17 protein-coding genes and 1 tRNA gene are annotated in these 17,724 nt (G+C 73.5%); 6 read left to right on the forward strand and 12 right to left on the reverse strand.

The window, feature by feature from the left end:
• Window positions 1-187 precede the first annotated feature (187 nt).
• The 6 genes from ACQUST_RS00755 to ACQUST_RS00780 form a co-directional block, all read right to left on the reverse strand.
• Window positions 188-367: a hypothetical protein gene (locus ACQUST_RS00755; RefSeq protein WP_435123900.1), complete on the reverse strand. Its 180-nt coding sequence runs from the start codon at window positions 365-367 to the stop codon at window positions 188-190.
• A gap of 108 nt (window positions 368-475) precedes the next feature.
• Window positions 476-1,453 carry a hypothetical protein gene (locus tag ACQUST_RS00760; protein ID WP_435123902.1) on the reverse strand — a complete coding sequence of 326 codons (978 nt, stop codon included), beginning with the start codon at window positions 1,451-1,453 and terminating at the stop codon, window positions 476-478.
• A gap of 164 nt (window positions 1,454-1,617) precedes the next feature.
• Entirely contained in the window at window positions 1,618-1,911 is a 294-nt protein-coding gene (gene yciH, locus ACQUST_RS00765; RefSeq protein ID WP_435123904.1) for a stress response translation initiation inhibitor YciH, read from the reverse strand.
• 114 nt (window positions 1,912-2,025) lie between these two features.
• Complete coding sequence (locus ACQUST_RS00770; RefSeq protein WP_435123906.1) at window positions 2,026-4,326, reverse strand: transglutaminase TgpA family protein; 2,301 nt, start codon at window positions 4,324-4,326, stop codon at window positions 2,026-2,028.
• 55 nt (window positions 4,327-4,381) lie between these two features.
• Window positions 4,382-5,476, reverse strand: a complete 1,095-nt coding sequence (locus ACQUST_RS00775) for a DUF58 domain-containing protein (RefSeq protein WP_435123908.1) — start codon at window positions 5,474-5,476, stop codon at window positions 4,382-4,384.
• Between the two features lie 4 nt (window positions 5,477-5,480).
• Window positions 5,481-6,446: an AAA family ATPase gene (locus tag ACQUST_RS00780; protein ID WP_435123910.1), complete on the reverse strand. Its 966-nt coding sequence runs from the start codon at window positions 6,444-6,446 to the stop codon at window positions 5,481-5,483.
• 500 nt (window positions 6,447-6,946) lie between these two features.
• Here ACQUST_RS00780 and ACQUST_RS00785 point away from each other — a divergent pair, with 500 nt between their 5' ends.
• Window positions 6,947-9,151, forward strand: a complete 2,205-nt coding sequence (locus tag ACQUST_RS00785; protein WP_435123912.1) for a hypothetical protein — start codon at window positions 6,947-6,949, stop codon at window positions 9,149-9,151.
• A 66-nt stretch (window positions 9,152-9,217) separates the two neighbouring features.
• Here ACQUST_RS00785 and ACQUST_RS00790 read toward each other — a convergent pair.
• A tRNA-Lys gene (locus ACQUST_RS00790) sits at window positions 9,218-9,291 on the reverse strand.
• A gap of 134 nt (window positions 9,292-9,425) precedes the next feature.
• On the opposite strand from ACQUST_RS00790, the gene ACQUST_RS00795 reads away from it, so the two are divergent.
• A complete protein-coding gene (locus ACQUST_RS00795) occupies window positions 9,426-9,902 on the forward strand; it encodes a universal stress protein (RefSeq protein ID WP_435123914.1) in 477 nt (158 codons plus the stop codon).
• A 208-nt stretch (window positions 9,903-10,110) separates the two neighbouring features.
• A complete protein-coding gene (locus ACQUST_RS00800; protein WP_435123916.1) occupies window positions 10,111-11,391 on the forward strand; it encodes a DHH family phosphoesterase in 1,281 nt (426 codons plus the stop codon).
• A gap of 219 nt (window positions 11,392-11,610) precedes the next feature.
• Here ACQUST_RS00800 and ACQUST_RS00805 read toward each other — a convergent pair whose 3' ends face one another.
• The 4 genes from ACQUST_RS00805 to ACQUST_RS00820 form a co-directional block, all read right to left on the reverse strand.
• Entirely contained in the window at window positions 11,611-12,054 is a 444-nt protein-coding gene (locus ACQUST_RS00805; protein ID WP_435123918.1) for a DUF5807 family protein, read from the reverse strand.
• A 31-nt stretch (window positions 12,055-12,085) separates the two neighbouring features.
• Window positions 12,086-12,526 carry a DUF7112 family protein gene (locus tag ACQUST_RS00810; protein WP_435123920.1) on the reverse strand — a complete coding sequence of 147 codons (441 nt, stop codon included), beginning with the start codon at window positions 12,524-12,526 and terminating at the stop codon, window positions 12,086-12,088.
• Between the two features lie 17 nt (window positions 12,527-12,543).
• Entirely contained in the window at window positions 12,544-12,966 is a 423-nt protein-coding gene (locus ACQUST_RS00815) for a 30S ribosomal protein S6e (protein ID WP_435123922.1), read from the reverse strand.
• A 70-nt stretch (window positions 12,967-13,036) separates the two neighbouring features.
• Window positions 13,037-13,909 carry a hypothetical protein gene (locus tag ACQUST_RS00820; protein WP_435123924.1) on the reverse strand — a complete coding sequence of 291 codons (873 nt, stop codon included), beginning with the start codon at window positions 13,907-13,909 and terminating at the stop codon, window positions 13,037-13,039.
• Between the two features lie 118 nt (window positions 13,910-14,027).
• Here ACQUST_RS00820 and ACQUST_RS00825 point away from each other — a divergent pair, with 118 nt between their 5' ends.
• From ACQUST_RS00825 to ACQUST_RS00835, 3 genes are all read left to right on the forward strand, one after another.
• Entirely contained in the window at window positions 14,028-14,678 is a 651-nt protein-coding gene (locus ACQUST_RS00825; RefSeq protein WP_435126062.1) for a lipoyl protein ligase domain-containing protein, read from the forward strand.
• A gap of 162 nt (window positions 14,679-14,840) precedes the next feature.
• On the forward strand, window positions 14,841-16,175 hold the full coding sequence (locus ACQUST_RS00830; RefSeq protein ID WP_435126065.1) for a dihydroorotase: 1,335 nt from the start codon (window positions 14,841-14,843) through the stop codon (window positions 16,173-16,175).
• Window positions 16,176-16,336: 161 nt separating this feature from the next.
• On the forward strand, window positions 16,337-16,906 hold the full coding sequence (locus tag ACQUST_RS00835) for a DUF7529 family protein (RefSeq protein ID WP_435123926.1): 570 nt from the start codon (window positions 16,337-16,339) through the stop codon (window positions 16,904-16,906).
• 4 nt (window positions 16,907-16,910) lie between these two features.
• Here the strand turns inward: ACQUST_RS00835 and ACQUST_RS00840 are convergent, their stop codons facing one another.
• Window positions 16,911-17,483, reverse strand: a complete 573-nt coding sequence (locus tag ACQUST_RS00840) for a cysteine hydrolase family protein (RefSeq protein ID WP_435123928.1) — start codon at window positions 17,481-17,483, stop codon at window positions 16,911-16,913.
• Window positions 17,484-17,724 lie beyond the last annotated feature (241 nt).

Genomic DNA, 17,724 nt, shown 5'->3' on the forward strand with positions numbered 1-17,724 from the left:
GAACTCGCCGCGCGCTCTTTTCGGCGGTCGTCGAGGACGGCGACGGGAACAGCGTCGAGGCGAACCGCGACAGCAACGACGACAGCAACGACGACAGCAACGGCAACAGCGACCGCGACAGCGACGACGATTCACTCGCTATCGGTCGGGCCTGCGCTGAGAAGCCGCGTCGCCGCCGCGGCAGCGGTCACTCCGCGTCGGTCACGCGCTCGACCGCGTCGGCGCCGCACTCCGGGCACGAGTCGTGGTCGGCGTGGAACCGCTCGCCGCAGTCCCGACACCGGTAGTCCGCGCGTTCCGCCGCCGCCTCCTCGGCGGTCCGCTTGAACTGTTCGACCTGCCGACCGACCCGCTTGAAGAGACCCATCAGTCGCGTGAACAGAGGCGGACCCGAAATATAAGGGTTGGCCGCGGCGCGCTCGCCGCCGACCCGGGCAGCGCCGCTTCGGGCAGCGGCGATTCAGGCAGCGACGACTCAGGCGTCGCCGGAGCCGTCGCCGGAGCCGTCGCCCGAGCCGTCCGCTGACTGCTCGGAGACGCGTTCGACGATTCGGCCGCCGCTGCCGACCGCGACGCTCGGGAAGGAGTCGCCGCCGGCGACGCAGCCGTAGACCGTCTTGCTCTTCCGCCAGTCGGCGCCGACCCAGTCGCCGCCGGCGTCGCGGACGACGATGTGGCCGCCGCTGCCGACCGCCAGCGAGAAGCCGTCGCGGACGTCGACGTCGTGGACCGAGAAGTTCCCGAGGTCGTACGGCGTCCACTCGTCGCCGCCGTCGACCGTCTCGAACGCCCGGCCGTTGCCGCCGGCGGTGAGGAACCGGTCGCCGTCGACGGCGGCCGCGTACAGCGACACGCTCGCGTCCGCGACGCCGACGTGCTGCCACCCCCGGTCGGCGGTCGTCTCGAAGACGTTCGCGTTCGCGTCGACGCCGTAGCCGTAGCCGGCGTCGTCGGCGTCGAGGTCCTCGAAGGCGGTGTCGCCGTTCGGCCGCATCTCGAACTCCCAGTCGACGCCGTCGTCGGTGACGTAGCCCGGCAGGACGTTCCCGGAGTTGTCGGCGACGAGCAGCTTCTCCTCGCCGCGCGCGCCGGACACCGTGACGGCGTTCAGCGTCCCGGTGATTCCCTTCGGCTCCGAGTGGTCCTCGCGCGACTCCGTCGGGATGTCGTACGAGCCGAGCGCGCCGGAGTTCCCGGCGACCCAGAGCCGCTTCCCGTCGTCGGTGACGGCGACCGAGTGCAGCGCCGCGCCGCGGGCGGCCGGCCCGTTCTCGACGACGACGCCCCAGGTGCCGTCGTCGGCGCGCCCCACGACGACGCCCTTCTTCCCGACGGCGACCGGCCCGTTCACGGTCGCGGCGGCGTCGAACAGCGTCGTCGACACCGGCGAGTCGACCTGCCGCCACTGGCCGGGGTCGGTGCTCGATTCGAAACTCCAGTCGGGGTCGGACATGCCAGCGGCTACGCCCGGCGCGCCCTTGATGCGGACAGATTAGGCGGCGCTCGCGGGTATCCGGGCGACTCTGGGCGGCGTCCGACGGACGCGCGGCTCGCGGCTCCGGGTGGCGGCGCGCGAAAAAGACCGTGGCTCGACGGCGGGTCAGGTACGGGTGGTGGTCACGCGACGTTGAATCCCTTCTCGCGGAGGAAGTCCTCGACGCGGCCCGTGTGGTTCCCCTGCAGTTCGATCGAGCCGTCCTCGACCGTGCCGCCGCAGGCGAACTTGGATTTCAGGTCGCTCGAGAGCGAATCCATGTCTACGTCCTTCGGGTCGAACCCGTCGATCACCGTTACCTCTTTGCCGTACCTTCGCTCGTCGATGCGGATCGTGATCTCCTGGGACTCCTTGGCGACGTCCTCGCAGACGCAGAGTTCCTCAGGCAACCCGCACGTCGAGCATACCTCAGACATTTCCACTACAAAATACAGGACGGCTGTATTAAACAGTGTCGGGTACTGTCATCCCCGGCGGAATCCGGCCGCAGTCCCGCGGTTTCCCGCGTCGCCGCGGCGGAAACGGGCGTGTCAGAACCGGCGCAGAACCGGGGCGTGCTCGCGGACGAGCCGGTCCGTGGCGTCGACAGCCGTGGCCGCCTCGTCAGCCGTGACGCCGCCGCCGTACGTGGCGCGTTCGTACGCCGAGCCGACGGTTCTGGCGGTGTCGCCGAACGCGTCGCGGGCGAGCGCGTCGACGTACTGCCGGGGCGTCTCGCCGGTCTGCCGCGGCCGGTAGGCGACGGCGCCGAGGTACTCCAGTCTGCGGTACGCCCGCTCGGCGTCGGCCGCGGGCTCGCCCGGTGACTGGTGGAGCAGCCAGACCGCCCGGTACGCCCGGCCGGTCAGCCCGAAGCGGCGCGCGCCGGCGACGACGCCGACGACGAGCGCGCCGATGAGCACCGCGTCCCCCCGGGTCGGCTGCCAGCCGCCGTCGTCGCCGGCCGCCGCGCCGCCGCCGGTCGTCGGCCGGCCGAGGCTCCCGGTGATGCCGCCCGGGCCGGCCGGCGTGATGCCGAGGCCGCCGGCGCCGCTCGGGAACGGCGTCACGCCGATGTTGCCGGCGGCCGCCGTCCCGTTGTCGCTCCCCGGCTCCGGCGTCGGCGTCGGCGTGCTGTACGTCCCGTCTTCGGAGCCCGCGGCGTCGACGCCGGACTCGCCGCTGGCGCGCGCCTCCTCGACGGACTCCTGCTCTGCGGACTCGCGCGGCCCGCCCGGCGTCGGGTCGAACCGGACCCAGCCGTGCTCCGGGAAGTACACCTCGACCCACGCGTGCGAGTCGAGGCCGCGGACCACCCACTCGTCTTCGGCGACGCGCTGGCCCGGCGTGTAGCCGGTGACGAACCGCGCCGGGATGCCCTGCGTCCGCAGCATCACGGCCATCGTCGTCGCGTAGTAGACGCAGTAGCCCGACTCCATCTCGAAGAGGAACCGGTCGGCGACGCTCCCCCGCGGCGCCGGCACGTCCAGCGAGTACGACTTCGTCGACTCCAGGTACCGCTCGACGGCGACGGCGGCGTCGTACGGCGTCGTCGCGTTCGCCTCGTCGAGTATCCGCGCGGTGCGGTTCGCGACGCGGTCCGGAGTGCTTTCCGGCAGGCCGGTGTACCGCTGCTGGACCGACGACGGGTAGTCGACGCCGGCGCGACGGAGTTCGGCGGGCGTCGCCGTCGGCGTCTCGCTGACCACGGTGTACGTGTCGTTGACGAGCAGCGCCGTCCCCGGCTTCAGCCCGTCGAGGTCCGTCACCTGCATCGTGTCCACCGGCGCGTTCCGGACGGAGACGGGCTTCCACGCCGCCGGCATCGCGTTCAGTTTCGCCTTCGCCGTCACCTCCTGGACCAGGCGCTCGGTCTCGCCGGGCGGCGACGCCAGGTCGCCGCTGTACCGCGTCGTCCCGCCGGTCCGCACCCAGCCGCCGCCGGTGTACCGGTCGTACGCGCCGACGCGCCAGTACGCCGACCGGTCGGCCTCGACGACGAACCGGACCTCCGGCGACAGCCGGATGCTGCCGAGCACGCCGACCCGGTCGCTGTTCGTGACGAGACTCGACTCCACCGTCGGCGACTGCCCGCCCGGAAGCACCGGGTTGGCGCCGCTGCCCGGGACGACCGTCACCGCCGACGTGACGACGACCATCGCGGCGACGACGACGGCGAGCGTGTCCCACTGCGCCGACACGCCGCGCCAGCCGGCCGTGTCGAGGCCGGCGAACCCGGCGGTGAGCGTCGCGCCGACGGCGGCGGCGAGGATGGCGCCGACGCCGGCGTCGCCGGTCAGCGCGAAAAAGCCGGTCGTCGCGGCCGCCACGGTCGCCGCGGAGACGTACCGGCGCCGCACCGTCAGCGCCGCCGCGAGGAACGTCGGCACCGGCGCGAGGAACAGCGCCCACGCGCCGACGTTCAGCAGCCGCAGCACCGACAGCCCGGTGAGCAGCGCCCGGAGGTCCGCGAGCACCCGGGCCGCCGTGAACAGCGCCCGCGCCGACTCCGGCACCGAGAAGAAGTAGCCGGTGAGACCGACCGCGAGCCCGGCGGCCGCGAGCGCCGCCGCGGTCCGCGGCCGCAGCGTCCGGCCGAGCCACACCGCCGCCAGCGTCGCCAGCGCCAGCTCCATCGCGAGCACGCCGCTGCCGCCGACGACGTCGGTGACGTGGAAGAACACCGACAAGAACGACGCGACGACCAGCGCGACGCCGGCGGCCGGCGGCCGTACCAGCGCCCGGTAGGACGCCCGTCCGTGGCCGTCGCTTCCGCGGCCGCGGTCCGACCGGGTCGCCGCCGCGGTCGCGTCCTTCGCAATCGACGTCAGCCCCTCGGTGCCGCCGCTCATCCCGACACCTCCGTCCCCGCCGAGTCTGCCGGGGCGACCGGGTCGACGCGGCGGGTCACGCCGCCACCTCCGCGTCGTCGCTGTCCGCGGCGGCCGCTCCGTCGGCCGCGTCGGCGGGACGGGAGACGCCGTACGTCGGCGGGTGCGCCGCGGTGAGGTCCGCGAAGTCGGTGTCGCCGTCGCCGACGTCGACGCGGACGCGGTCGCGTTCGCCGTACACCGTGATGTCCGCGTCGGCGTCGGCGAGCCGTCCGGCGCCGGCGACCGCGAGCCGTTCGAGCAGCCGCACCTGCGTGCCGCGCTCGGCGCCGACCCGCAGGTCGCCGTCGGGCAGCGCCACCTCCACCGGGACGCCGTCGGCCACGAGCGCGAGCGCGAGGCTCGCGACCGCCTCCGCCATGCCGTCGGCGGCGCCCGGCTCGGCGGCGGCGCCGGCGGCGATGGACACCGCCTCCGTCTCCGCCTCCGCGGCGAACTCCTTCACGATGAGTTCCTGCCGCTTCGCCGTCGACTTCCAGTGGACGTCCCGGAGCGAGTCGCCGCGGGCGTACTCGCGGAGCCGGTCGAACTCGCGGCGCTCCTCGTGGACGCCGGTCTCGTGGAGCGCGCGGAGGTCGCGGCGCGCCCAGCCGGCGATGGCGTGGACGCGCGGATACACCAGCACCGTCGCGGTTTCGGCGGTGGACAGCTCCGTCTCCGCCAGCCCGAGGACGTCGCGGGCGGTGACGGTCGCCGGGCCGAGCGTGTGCCGGCCGCGCGACTCGTAGGTCACGTCGTACTCGACGGGGACGGCGCCGACGACGGTGTCGACCCGGGTCTCCGCCGGGTCCGCGTCGACGCCGTCGCCGACGCGCTCGCGGACCGCGCCGCTGAACGGCCGCCGCAGGCCGTGCTCCTCGTCCGGCCGCGGCCCGCCGCGGTCGCCGAAGAACAGCCTGACGCGGTGGCTGCGGCCGACGTGGTCGTCCGGCGGCACGTCGCGTGCGGCGCGCGGCGCCTCCGCGCGGCGAAGCTGGACGTAGGCGGCGCCGAGCGCGATACCGCCCGGGATGACGGCGGCGTTCAGTCCGCGCGGCCCGAACAGCGCCGCCGACCCGACGGCGACCGCGACGGCGACGACGACGGCCTTCCCCCGTCTGGTCAGCCGCATCCGCCTACTCCACCGGCACCGCGTCGAGCGCGTCCTCCACGACGTCGTGGCCGGATTCGCTGCCGGTGCGCGGCCGGACGCGGTGGGCGAACACGGTCGGCGCCTCGGTCTGCACGTCGTCCGGGACGACGTAGTCGCGGCCGTCCAGCACGGCGCGGGCCTGCGACGACCGGACGAGCGCGATGCTGCCGCGGGGGCTGACGCCGAGCTGGGCGTTCTCGCGGGTGTACGTCGCCAGCGCGGTGACGTACTCGCGGACCGGCTGTGACACGTCGACGTCGCCGACGGTCGCCTGCGCCCGCCGCAGCTCCTCGGTGGACGCGACCGGCTCCAGCGACTCGATAGGGTGGGTGCCGGCGGTGCGCTCCAGCATCGCCGCCTCCTCGTCCGCGTCGGGGTAGCCGAGCCGGAGCTTCTTCATGAACCGGTCGATTTCGGCCATCGGAAGCTCGTAGGTCCGCCCCGGCTCGACGTCGTTCTGGGTCGCGATGACGGTGAACGGCGCCGGCAGCTCCCGGGTGACGCCGTCGACGGTCACCTGCTGTTCCTCCATCGCTTCGAGCAGCGCCGACTGCGTCTTCGGCGGCGCGCGGTTGATCTCGTCGCCGAGCACGATGTTCGCGAACACGGGGCCGGGCTGGAAGTCGAACTCGCCGGTCTGCTGATTGAAGACGTTCACGCCGGTGACGTCCGAGGGCAGCAGGTCCGGCGTGAACTGGACGCGCCGGAACTCGCAGTCCACGGACTCGGCCAGCGCGCGGGCGAGCATCGTCTTCCCGACGCCCGGGACGTCCTCCAAGAGGAGGTGGCCGCGGGCGAGCACCGTGACGAGGACGTGCTCGACGGCGTCGTCGTTGCCGACGATGACGCGGCCGACGTTGTCGGCGACCCGGTCGGTGAGCGCGGCGGCCTCCGTGACCGGCAGCGTCGCTCGGTCGTCGAACTCGGTGTCGGCGTCGGCGTCGCTCATCGGTGACTGACGGGGGACACCCGGACGAATGTTTTCTGGGTGTGATTCACAGACACCGAAACGGCCCGGACCAACCTAACTCTGCCGCCTGTGGACACCTGACACGCCCGCGGAAGGAACACCGCGACGCCACGGGCCGACCGGGATTCGGCCGCGGGAGCGCTCCGGAGCCTCCCGGAGCACTCTGGAGTGTTCCCCATGATTTCGAGTGGAGCGCCCGGGAACCAGGCGTCGCCGCTCGGCGCGCGCCGTTCGCTGTTCGCCGCGTCCGCCGAGCGTCCGTCCGGCTTCACAGGCGACCCGACTGCTCGGTACGGCTCGGGAGCGCTCCCCATGGTTTCGGGTGGACAGCGGAGGCGGCGCCGCCGCGGGCCGCGTTCCGGGCCGAGCGGCGGCACAGCGGTCGGCGTCGGGGACGCCGGTAATCAGGCGTGATGAGAGCGGAGACACATTTAGGTAGTTCCGTCCGAGAGAGAAATCCGACTCACATCGGGTTTCACATGTCTCAAGGAGCATACGGTCAGGGGTTCGTCGAGCGGGTGGTGGAGGCCGCAGACCGCGTCGAGGCCGAACTCGCCCCGGCGGCCCCGGCCGACGCGGTCGCAGCACGGCTCCGCGACGCGCTGTTCGGCGGCGTGCTCGGATTCGACGCTGCGGCCGTCGACACCGACGGCGCGGTCGTCCGGTTCCGCGACGACGCCGGCGACACAGCCATCGTGTTCGCCGCGGCCGGCCGTGACCAGCCGGCGACGGCCGCCGTCTCCCCGGCGTTCGAGGCGGCGAGCAGCGAGCCGTACGTCCGCTACGTCGTCGCCGGGACGCTCGACCGGCTCATCGTCTTCGAGCGCGTCGACGACGCCGCCGACGCCGACACGGAGACCGAGACGGTCCACGGCGTCACCGCCGGCGTCCACACCGACATTCCGCTCGCGGACGTCGTCGCCGCCGGCCGCCGCGGACGGCTCTCCCAGACGCTCCGCCCCGGCCAGCAGCTCGCCGTCGCGAAGCTCACGGCGCTCCGCCCCGAGGAGCTGTCCGCCGAGGAGCGCTACGACGAGTACGACACCCCCGGGAAGCACTCGGTCGCGGAGGACGACGGGCTGGACACGCTCGTCGGCACGCTCCGCGACTGCCTCACCGACGTGCTGGTGCCGGCGGTCGAAACCGCGCTCGACGACGTGTCGGGCCGCGTCGACGGCTACGAGGACCGCGCCGAGGCGCTCCGCGCCGCCGTCGACGAGGACCGCCGCGCCGCCGCCGACGACACGGCCGCCGGCGCCGCGCGGAGCCGCCTGCTCGCCCACCGCGACGCGAACAGGGACGTCCGGCTGCTCCGCGCCGCCTACGGCTCGTGGGTGCGCGGCGCGAACCGCACCGGCTACACGCCCAGCGAGAACGAACGGGCGTTCGCCCGCGTCGCCGCGTTCGCGCTGCTCGAAGACGTGTTCGTGGTGCGCGTCGCCGAGGGCATGGGGCTGCAAGACGACGTGCTCACCGGCGACGCCGTCGACCGGTTCGAGGAGTACGCCGAGTCGTTCGGCGTCGACCGCGACGTCGCGGACCTGCTCCGGGTCGCCCGGGAGTCGTTCGGCCACGTCTACGAGCGCCGCACCCCGGCGCTCGGCGACTGGGCGCTCGGCCACGACGACGTCGCGGAGGCGCTCGGCCGCGTCGTCTGGTACTGCAACCACTTCGCGTTCGACGTCGACGCCGACCGCGCCGCCACCGCCTACGGCCGGCTGCTCGGCGTCGTCGACCTCCCGGAACTCGACTACGACCCGGACGACGCCGTCCCGGCGGCGGCGCTCGACCGCGCCGGCTACACCGCGGACGCAGCCATCGACGCCGCGGACGCGGACCTGCTCGACCCGGCCGCCGGCGACGGCCGCTTCGTCCTCGAAGCCGCAGACCGGCTGCTCGCCCGGCTCGACGCGCAGGACGCCGACCCGCGCCGCCGCGTCGACGCGGTGTGCGACCGGCTCACCGCCGCGGACGACGACCCGCTGTCCGCCCGCGTCACCGAGACGCGGCTGCTGCTCCGGCTCCTCGACGACTACCAGGAGGCGCGGTGGGAGGAGTCCGGATTCACTATCGACCCGCTCGGCGTGTACGCCGTCGACCCGCTCCGCCGCGACGACGGCCAGACGACGCTCGCCGCGCCGGCCGCCCACGCCGACGCCGAGCCGGGCCCGCTCGACCGCGAGGACTACGCGTACGTCGTCGGCCGGTTCCCGGCAACGCTCCGGCGCGACATCGCCGACGGCCCCGCCGCCGACGCGTACGCCGACTACGAAACCGCCTACTACACGTACGACACGTCGGCGCTGTACGTCGAACGCGCCGCCGACTGGCTCGGCGAGAACGGGACGCTCGCCGCCGTCGCCGCCGGCCGGTTCCGCGACACCCGGTTCGGCACGCGGCTCCGCGAACACCTCCCGCAGTGGTACCGGCTCGACGAACTCCGCGAACTCTCCGGGACCGCCGCCGGCGGCGCCCCGGTGCTGCTCGTCGCGCGCCGCTTCCGGAAGAACGAGCCGGTGGTGTCGCCCGACGAGTACGAGCCCCCGACGTACCGGTTCCGCTACGTCGCCGGCGACGGCGCCGACCCCGTCGAACTGCCGTCGGCGCTGCTCGGCGGCGACCACTGGACGTTCGACGCCGACGAACTCGCGACGCAGCTCGTCGACGAGCCGCCGGCGGAGTAGCCGCGGACGGCCTCGACCAGCCGACGACGTGGCAGCGCTGGCGGCGGTGACGCAGGCGGCGAGAAGCGGGCTGGGAGGGAGTCGAACCCCCGACCGTCCGGTTAAAAGCCGGACGCTCTACCTGACTGAGCTACCAGCCCTCACCCGGACTAACTGACCTGCGCGCATAAGCGTTTACGATACGGGGCGGGGATGCGGCGTCGCCGGCGGCGTCGCGGCCGCGGCACGCCGAAGAAACCGAGATTTAAGCCGGAGTCCGCAGAACGACCAGGTAATGATCGACACCATCGTCATCGCGACCGACGGCTCCGCGAGCGTCACCCGCGCCGTCGACGTGGCGCTGGACCTCGCAGAACAGTTCGACGCGTCGGTGCACGCGCTGTCCGTCGTCGACGAGGGCGAGGTGGAGTCGGCGCCCGACTCGGTGCGCGAGGACATGCGGCACGCGCTCCAAGAGCGCGGCGGCGAAGCCGTCGTCGACGTCCAGTCGGCGGCCGACCGCGACGTCACCGCGGTCGTCCGCGAGGGCCGCCCCGCGAACGAAATCTCGGAGTACGCCCGCGAGGTCGACGCCGACGTCGTCGCGACCGGGACGCGGGGGCGACACGGCGAGAACCGGTTCCTCATCGGCTCGGTCGCCGAGCGCGTCGTCCGCACCTGCCCCGTCCCGGTGTTGACCGTCCGGCAACTGGAAGGCGAAAACGGCGACTCCGGCGGCGACGCCGGCGCCGCGGTCGGAGCCGAGGCGTGACGTAACGTCCCCCGCGGCTGCGACGCCGACGCCGGCGCCGCGGTCGGCGCCGAGGCGGACTGGCGGCTGCGACGCTGACGGCGACGCAGACCGGCGGCTGGAACGGCGACCGCGCCGCGGACCCACAGCGGGCGGGTCGCCCGCGCGGCCCGAACCGCCGCACGGCGGGGAACACGGGAGTTTTCAGGCGTCGCCGCGTCGCGCCGGTATGGACGACGAACTCATCGAAACCGACGACCTGTCCCTGGAGCGGAAGTCGAAGCTCCCGGGCAAGGGCTTCTTCTACCCCGACTCGCTGGACGAGGACCGCGCCGAGGAGCGCGCGAAGGAGGCGCTGGAGGGCGCCGGCGTCGTCGTCATCACGGACTCCGACGCCGACGGCCTCGGCTGCGTCGCGCTGGTCCGGGAGGCGTACGACGCCGCGGTCGATGTCGCGGAGTTCGAAGACCGCATCCACGAACGGCTCGCCGACGAGGACGAAGCGGACGACGGCGCCGACGCCGAGGACGCCGGCGGCGACGAGGAGGGCGACGGCGACAGTGACGCCGACGCAGAGGCCGAAGGCGAGGAGGAGGAGTCGCTGCCGGAGTCGCCGGTGGCGCTGCTGCCGTCCGGGCCGCACAGCTTCGAGGAGGACCTGGAGTACGCCGCGGAGTACCTGGAGGAGGGCGCGGACGTGTTCATCTGCGACATCTGCCCGGACGAGTACCGGTACATCGAGGAGGACCTGACGGCGGTGGTGCGGCGCGCCGACTCGGTGTCGTGGTACGACCACCACCAGTGGGGCGACGACCTCGCGACGTCGGTGCGGAACCTCGGCGTCGACCTCGTCGTCGGCGAGAGCGACGAGGAGTGTTCGACGGACGTGACGCTGCGGTCGCTCGACTACGACTTCCCGCCGCGGTTCGCGGAACTGGCGGCGGTCACCCGCGACCACGACCTGTGGCTCCGCGAGGACGAGCGCAGCGACGACCTGGCGGACTACGCCCACTGGTCGGACGCCGAGGAGTACGTCGCGGTCGTCGGCGCGTACGGCGCCGACCTCCCCGTCGTCGTCGAGGACTACGTCGCACAGCGCCGCATCGAAAAGGAGCAGCTCATCGAGAAGGCGGTCGCGCGCGCCGACGAACACGAGGTCGGCGACTGGGCGGTCGGCGTCACCTACGGCCGCTGCTCGCAGAACGAGGTGTCCGAGACGCTCCGTCAGCAGGGGATGGACGCGGCGGTCGTCGTCAAGCCGTCCGGCAGCGTCAGCATCCGCGGCTCCGAAGGCGGCTTCGAGCGCGCACACGAGGTCGCGGGGGCGCTCGGCGGCGGCGGCCACCCGCAGGCGGCCGGCTGCAAGCCCGACATCTACGACGACATGCTCGACTTCGCGCACCACTGGAGCACCGAGGGCCGCGCGACCAAGCGCGTCGTCCTCCGGGAGTTCGAACGGCTCGCCGCCGAAGTCGACCCGGACGCCGACCCGGACGCCGTGGACGCCTGACCGCGCGACCGACGCGCGGACTGAAGCGGACGCAACGCGGAACGAAGCGCTACGCGGCTCTCCTCGGACCTGATCGGCTCTCCTCGGCTGCTACGCGGTGAGAGACGGGCCGCTGAAGAATCGAGACGCCGCTCCGGTCGTCTGCCCCTCTGGCCGTCAGGCCGCCTGGCCGCCTGGCAATCCGGCCGCTTTGGAGCCGCGGGGGCGAGAACCGGTCGTTCAGGCGTCGGCGGCGCGTTCGCCCATCACCCACTTGTGCGAGTAGTTGGTGCCGCACGAGCAGTGGGCGTACGCGTGCATCACGTCGCCCTCCTCGTAGATGCCGCCGACGTCCTCGTTCTGCTCTTCGGCGAACGCGAAGATGAACTGGACGGCGTGTTCTTCGTCGTCGTCGCCGGCGGCCGGGCAGTCGCCGCCGCCGAGGTCGGGCGCGATGGTGCCGGTTTCGTCCATGGCTTCGCGGGCGAACTCCATCGGGTCCATGCCGGTGCCGGAGGCGAACGCCTTCCGGCCGTCGTCGCCGGGGACGACGAGGACGACGCCGTCGTCGACGGCTTCGCCCATGTTCGCGATTTTGCCCTGCGAGTCCAGGTAGTCGTGCGTCAGGAAGATGGCGACGTCGTCGAGGCGGTCGCCGGCGAGGAACTCGTCGAGTTTGCTCATGGCCGTAGTGGGCGGCGGAGGCGTAAAAGGGCTATTCGTCGCCGCCGAGCAGCGAGTCCGCGATGCGCTGGAGGTTCTCGTCCGGGCGGCCGCGGACCGTGTAGACGACGCGGTCGCCGGGGACGCGAAGCCCGTACAGGTAGCCCGGGTCGACCTCGTCGAGGTCGACGGCGTCGCCGGGTTCGCGGTCGTGGTCGCGGCACCACTCGACGAGCCGGTTGTCGGCGTCGCCGCCGCGTTCGCGGAGCAGCCGGCGGTTGTCGTAGGCGCCGCGGACGACGAGCCCGGAGGAGTCCGCCGTCACCTCGGCGTGGCGCTCGTCGCCGTCGAGCACCAGCCGGATTTCGTCGCCGTCCTCGACCGCCGCGTCGTCCGGGACGCGGAGACACGGGAGCCGAGTGCCGCCGCTGCGCGCGAGGCGGGCGCGGTAGGTGTCGACGCTGTCGGCGTCGCTGGCGATTCTGTCGGGCATGAAGAACGCGGGGCGGCTTACTCCTCGTCCGCGTCGTCGGCGTCGGCCTCCTCGGCCTCGGCGTCCTCCTCGTCCTCGTCGAGCGCCGCGGCGAGCGTGCCGTCGACGACCTGCGCGTTGATCTGGACGGTCTCCTCGGAGACCTCGCGGCCGCGGACCGTGACGCGCTTGCGCTCGCCGGGCCGGCTCGGCTCGTAGCCGACGCCGCCGTCGAGGAGCAGCTCCTTCAGGTTCGAGCCGGGGACGTCCTCGCGCATCGGACGGCCGGCCTTGTCGGAGCCGCCGGTCAGCGACAGCGTGAGGCCGTCGGCGCCGATCGCGGTGCCGTCGACCTCCTCGCCGATGTCTCGGCCGAGGAATCGGTTCGCGTCCTGCCCCTCTACGTCGAACTGCCGGGTGTCGCCGGTCTCGTCGCCGACGACGACTTTGAATTCAGCCATTACGGGGACGAACTCGGCGGATGAAGAAAAGAGCGTCGAAAGCCCGGGCGGACGAGCCGAACCGGGCGACTCAGTCGAGCCGAACCGGGTCGTCGCTCGGCCGCACCGTCACGGTCACCTCGTCGCCGACGCGGAACGTCGGGTCGCCGGCGTCGGGCCGCGTCACCAGTTTCGCGCCGACCGTCGCCTCCCGGGTGGCGAACAGCGAGAGCCCGGTGACGCGGTCGCCGTTCGCCAGCACGTCGACGTCGGCCCAGGCGACGTCCCGGCCGGCGGCGTCGCCGACGCGCCGACCGAACAGCGACACGTCGTCTGCGGATTCCGCGTCGCCGAAGATACCGCCGGCGCTGTAGTGCGGGAGGCCGCCGTCGAGCGGCCGGCCGTCGTCTGCGGCGACCGCCGCGAACGAGTCCTCGGCCGTGTCGGGTCGACCGGGGGCGTCGAGGCGGGCGTGGGTCGGGCCGACGTCGACGACCGTTCCGGCGCCGTCCCACGCGACCGGTTCGACGTCGACCGCGGCGCGCAGCGGCAGCGACCCGGACGCCCGGTACGGGTTCCGGTCGGCGTCGCGGAACTCCAGGTGGAGGTGGTTGTCGACCCACTGACCGAAGAACCCCGACCGGACCAGTTCGCCGAGCGGGTCGCCGACGGCGACGCGGTCGCCGGCCGTCACCGCCGGGTCGACGTGGAGGAGCCGCGCGACGCGGTCACCGGTGTCGACCAGAATCAGGTGGTCGCTGTCGGCGGCGTACGGCCGGTCGGGGCAGCCGACGGTCCGCGTGTCGATGACTTCGCCGGCGACCGGTGAGGCGGCGACGTCGCCGTCCGGGTAGAGGTCGACGGCGCGGCCGCGGTCGTGCGCCGGGTACGGGGAGTTGTACAGCGAGAAGCGACGGTACTGCCGGAGGACGGCTGCGGGCAGCGACACCGGCGTCCGGTCCATGTGCCCGGGTCGCGGCGGAACTGCTTAGGCGCCGCGACTCCGACCGCCGGCCGTGAGAGTCCGGGTGTACCGCGGCCGGCGAGCAGACCGCGAGACCGACCGGCGAGCGACCGCCGCGATGCTCGACGCCACCGCCGACTCCGGCGAGCCGGCGCTGCGGGTGTGGACGCCCGGCGCGCAGGTCGCGTTCGGCCGCCGCGACGCCCGAGCGGACGGCGCCGACGCGGCGCGGGCGGCGGCGGAGCGCCGCGGCTTCCCGGTCGTCGAGCGCTCGGTCGGCGGCCGCGCCGTCGCGTACACGGAGACGACGCTGGCGTTCGCGTACGCGCTCCCGCTCGCCGACATGCGCGAGGGGCTCGACGAGCGCTACGAGACGGCGGTGAACGCCGTCGTCGACGGCCTCAGCGCCGCCGGCGCCGACGTGGAGCGCGGCGAGCCGCCGCGGTCGTACTGCCCGGGCGACTACTCGGTCCGCGCCGTCGGCGGCGGGAAGGTCGCCGGCGTCGCCCAGCGGGTCAGGCAGCGCGCCGCGCTCGTCTCGGGCTGCGTCACCGTCGACGGCCGCGACCGCATCCGCGACGTGCTCTCGCCGGTGTACGGCGCGCTCGGCGTCCCGTTCGACCCCGATTCGGTCGGCTCCGTCGCCGCGGCCGGCGGCGCCGCCGACCCGGACGCCGTCCACGACGCGCTCGAAACCGCGATACTCGACGGCTTCGACGCCGCCGGCCGGGTCGACCGCGACGTCGACGACCTCCGGCTCGACGGCTGACCGCTCGCTGACTGACCGCTCGACGCCGACCGGCGGTCGTCGTCGCCGCTGACGACACCGCCGCCGGCGATTTTCCCGCCGCGGCGGCCGAGACTGGGGACACCGGGAAAGCGCGGCACTTACTTCGCGCGGCGCTGCATCACCCGGTAGACTACCATGGCGATGCTCTTCCGGGAGGCGACACTGGCAGACGGGCGGGTGCGGGACGTCCGCGTCGACGGCGAGGAAATCGCCGCGGTCGGAGCCGACCTCGACGCGGCGGCCGGCGACGACGTGGTCGACTGCGCCGGCAAACACCTGCTGCCCGGCGCGGTCGACGTCCACGTCCACTTCCGGCAGCCCGGCTACGGCCACAAGGAGGACTGGGGGACCGGGTCGCGGTCGGCGGCCGCCGGCGGCGTCACCACGGTGGTGGACCAGCCGAACACGTCGCCGCCGACGGTCGACGGCGCGGCGTTCGACGAGAAGGAGTCGTACGCGGACGCGTCGCTGGTCGACTACGGCATCAACGGCGGCGTCACGGCCGACTGGGACCCGTCGTCGCTGTTCGACCGGCCGCTGTTCGCGCTCGGCGAGGTGTTCCTCGCGGACTCCACCGGCGACATGGGCATCGACGCCGACCTGTTCGCCGACGCCGTCGCGCGCGCCGCCGACGCCGACGTCCCGGTGACGGTCCACGCCGAGGACGCCGACCTGTTCAACGACAGCGTGAAGCCGGGCGGAAGCAGCGGCGGAGACGGCGGCGACAACGGCGACGGCAACGACGGCGGCCGGACCGACGCCGACGCGTGGAGCGCTTACCGGACCGCGGAGGCGGAGGCCGCGGCGGTGAAGCGCGCGGTGCAGGTCGGCGCGGACGCGGACGTCGCGCTGCACATCGCGCACACCTCGACGCCGGAGGGCGTCGACGCGGCCGCCGCCGGCGGTGCGACCTGCGAGGTGACGCCGCACCACCTGTTCCTGTCCCGCGACGACCTGCCGGCGCTCGGGACGTTCGGCCGGATGAACCCGCCGCTGCGGAGCGAGGAGCGCCGCGAGGCCGTCCTGGAGCGGCTCCGCGACGGCACCGTCGACGTGGTGGCGACCGACCACGCGCCGCACACTCGCGAGGAGAAAGATGCCGGTATCTGGGAGGCGCCGTCGGGCGTCCCGGGCGTCGAGACGATGCTGCCGCTGCTGCTGTCGGCGGTCCGCGACGGCGACCTGACGCTCGAACGCGTCCGCGACGTCACCGCGGCGAACCCCGCCGCCATCTTCGGTCTGCCGCGGAAGGGCCGCGTCGCCGCCGGCCGCGACGCCGACCTCGTGGTCGTCGACCTCGACGCCGCCCGCGAAATCCGCGGCGACGACCTCCACTCGAAGTGCGGCTGGACGCCGTTCGAGGGGTTCGACGGCGTCTTCCCGGAACTGACGGTCGTCCGCGGCCACGTCGCCTACGACGCCCGCGGCGACGACGAAACGTTCGGCGACGCCGTCGGCGAGAACGTCCGCCGGTAGCGACGATTGCAGGGGTGACGACTCAGGGGCGACGACCGCCGGAGGCGACGGACCAGGGGCGACGGTCGGCGGTGGTCTCCGTCGCTCGCGCGGGCCGGGCGGCTCGTTCGGCCGCGCGGCAAGGCGAACGGTTTTCAGGGGGTGCGCCCCGATAGCCGTGCATGGCTGGTAGTCACCCGTTGGCGGGCGTCGAGGACTTCTGGCAGGACGTCATGGACGACATGGAAGCGACCGCCGAGGAGTACCGGGACGCCGGCTGGGACGTGCTGGCGCTGCACCCGGGCGACGTGACCGCGCTGCCGACGGCGTCCGCGCAGGCGACGCCGGACCGCGTCGGCCTCGACGTGCTGCTCCCGGGCGACGAGTTCGAGGAGCTGGAGGGGCTCGTCGCGGAGACCGACGCCGAGTTCGACGAGTACGACGCCTACCGCGCGGAGACCGACGACGTCGTGTTCCTCGTCGTCGCGATGAAATCGGAGTCCGTCGGCGCCGCCGTGGTGTTCCCGCTGTACTACGCCGTCTCGGAGGCGGCGCCGATGCTGAAGCAGGTGGCGCGCATCGGCGAACTCCGGACGTACCTCCGGCCGCTCGACGACTCCAGCCGCGTCCTGTTCACCCAGCAGGAGCCGTCGAACCTGCTGCCGGAGGAGTTCACCGCCGACGCGGACGACGGCGGAGAATCGGACGCGGACGGCGGCGACGGCGGAACCGACGACGGCGGCGACGCATAACGGTTCAGGCGAATTCGACGTCGTCGAGCGTCGCGGTTTCGCCGAACAGCCAGTCGGCGTGTTCGACGGCGTACTCGCGGTGCTCCTCGTCGATGTAGCCGAGGGCGTCTTCGACGACGACCGGGCGGTAGTCGCGGAGGCCCGCTGAGCCGGCGGTGTGGAGGACGCAGACGTTCGCGAGCGTCCCGCAGACGACCAGGTCGTCGACGCCGTGCGTGTCGAGCCAGCCGTCGAGGCCGGTCCGGTAGAAGGCGTCGTAGGTGTGTTTCTCGACGACGTGGGCGGCGTCGTCGGTCGGGAGGTCGTCGACGAGTTCGGCGTCCCACGACCCCTCGACGACGTGTTCGCCCCACCGGTCGAACTCGTCGTAGTAGTGCGCGTCGTCGAACTGACCGGGCGGGTGGACGTCGCGCGTGTACACGACGGGCGCGTCCGCGTCGGCGGCGCGGTCGACGAGCGTCGACACCGGGCCGATTGCGTCGGCGCTCGGTGGCGCGTACAGGCTGCCGTCCGGGTGGCAGAACCCGTTCTGCATGTCGACGACGACGACCGCGGTGCTGTCTGGGTCGAACTCCATGCGACCCCGTGGGGTCGCTCCGCACGTAAATCTCGGCCACCGCGCTCCCGACGCGGCACCGACGCGCCACCGCCGACGCAGCACCACCGACGCCCTCCGCCGTGTCGACGCCGACGCCGCAGGCCACGACGCCGATACAGGCGGTGAGGGCGGCGTAGACGGCCACGGAGACGCGGATGTCGCCGTGCCGCAACCGCCGTCCGGCAGCGTCGCCGCGGCGGACAAGGTACTTTTACCCCCG

It is taken from the genome of Halobaculum sp. D14 (assembly GCF_051195135.1).
Lineage (GTDB): Archaea > Halobacteriota > Halobacteria > Halobacteriales > Haloferacaceae > JBNTKA01.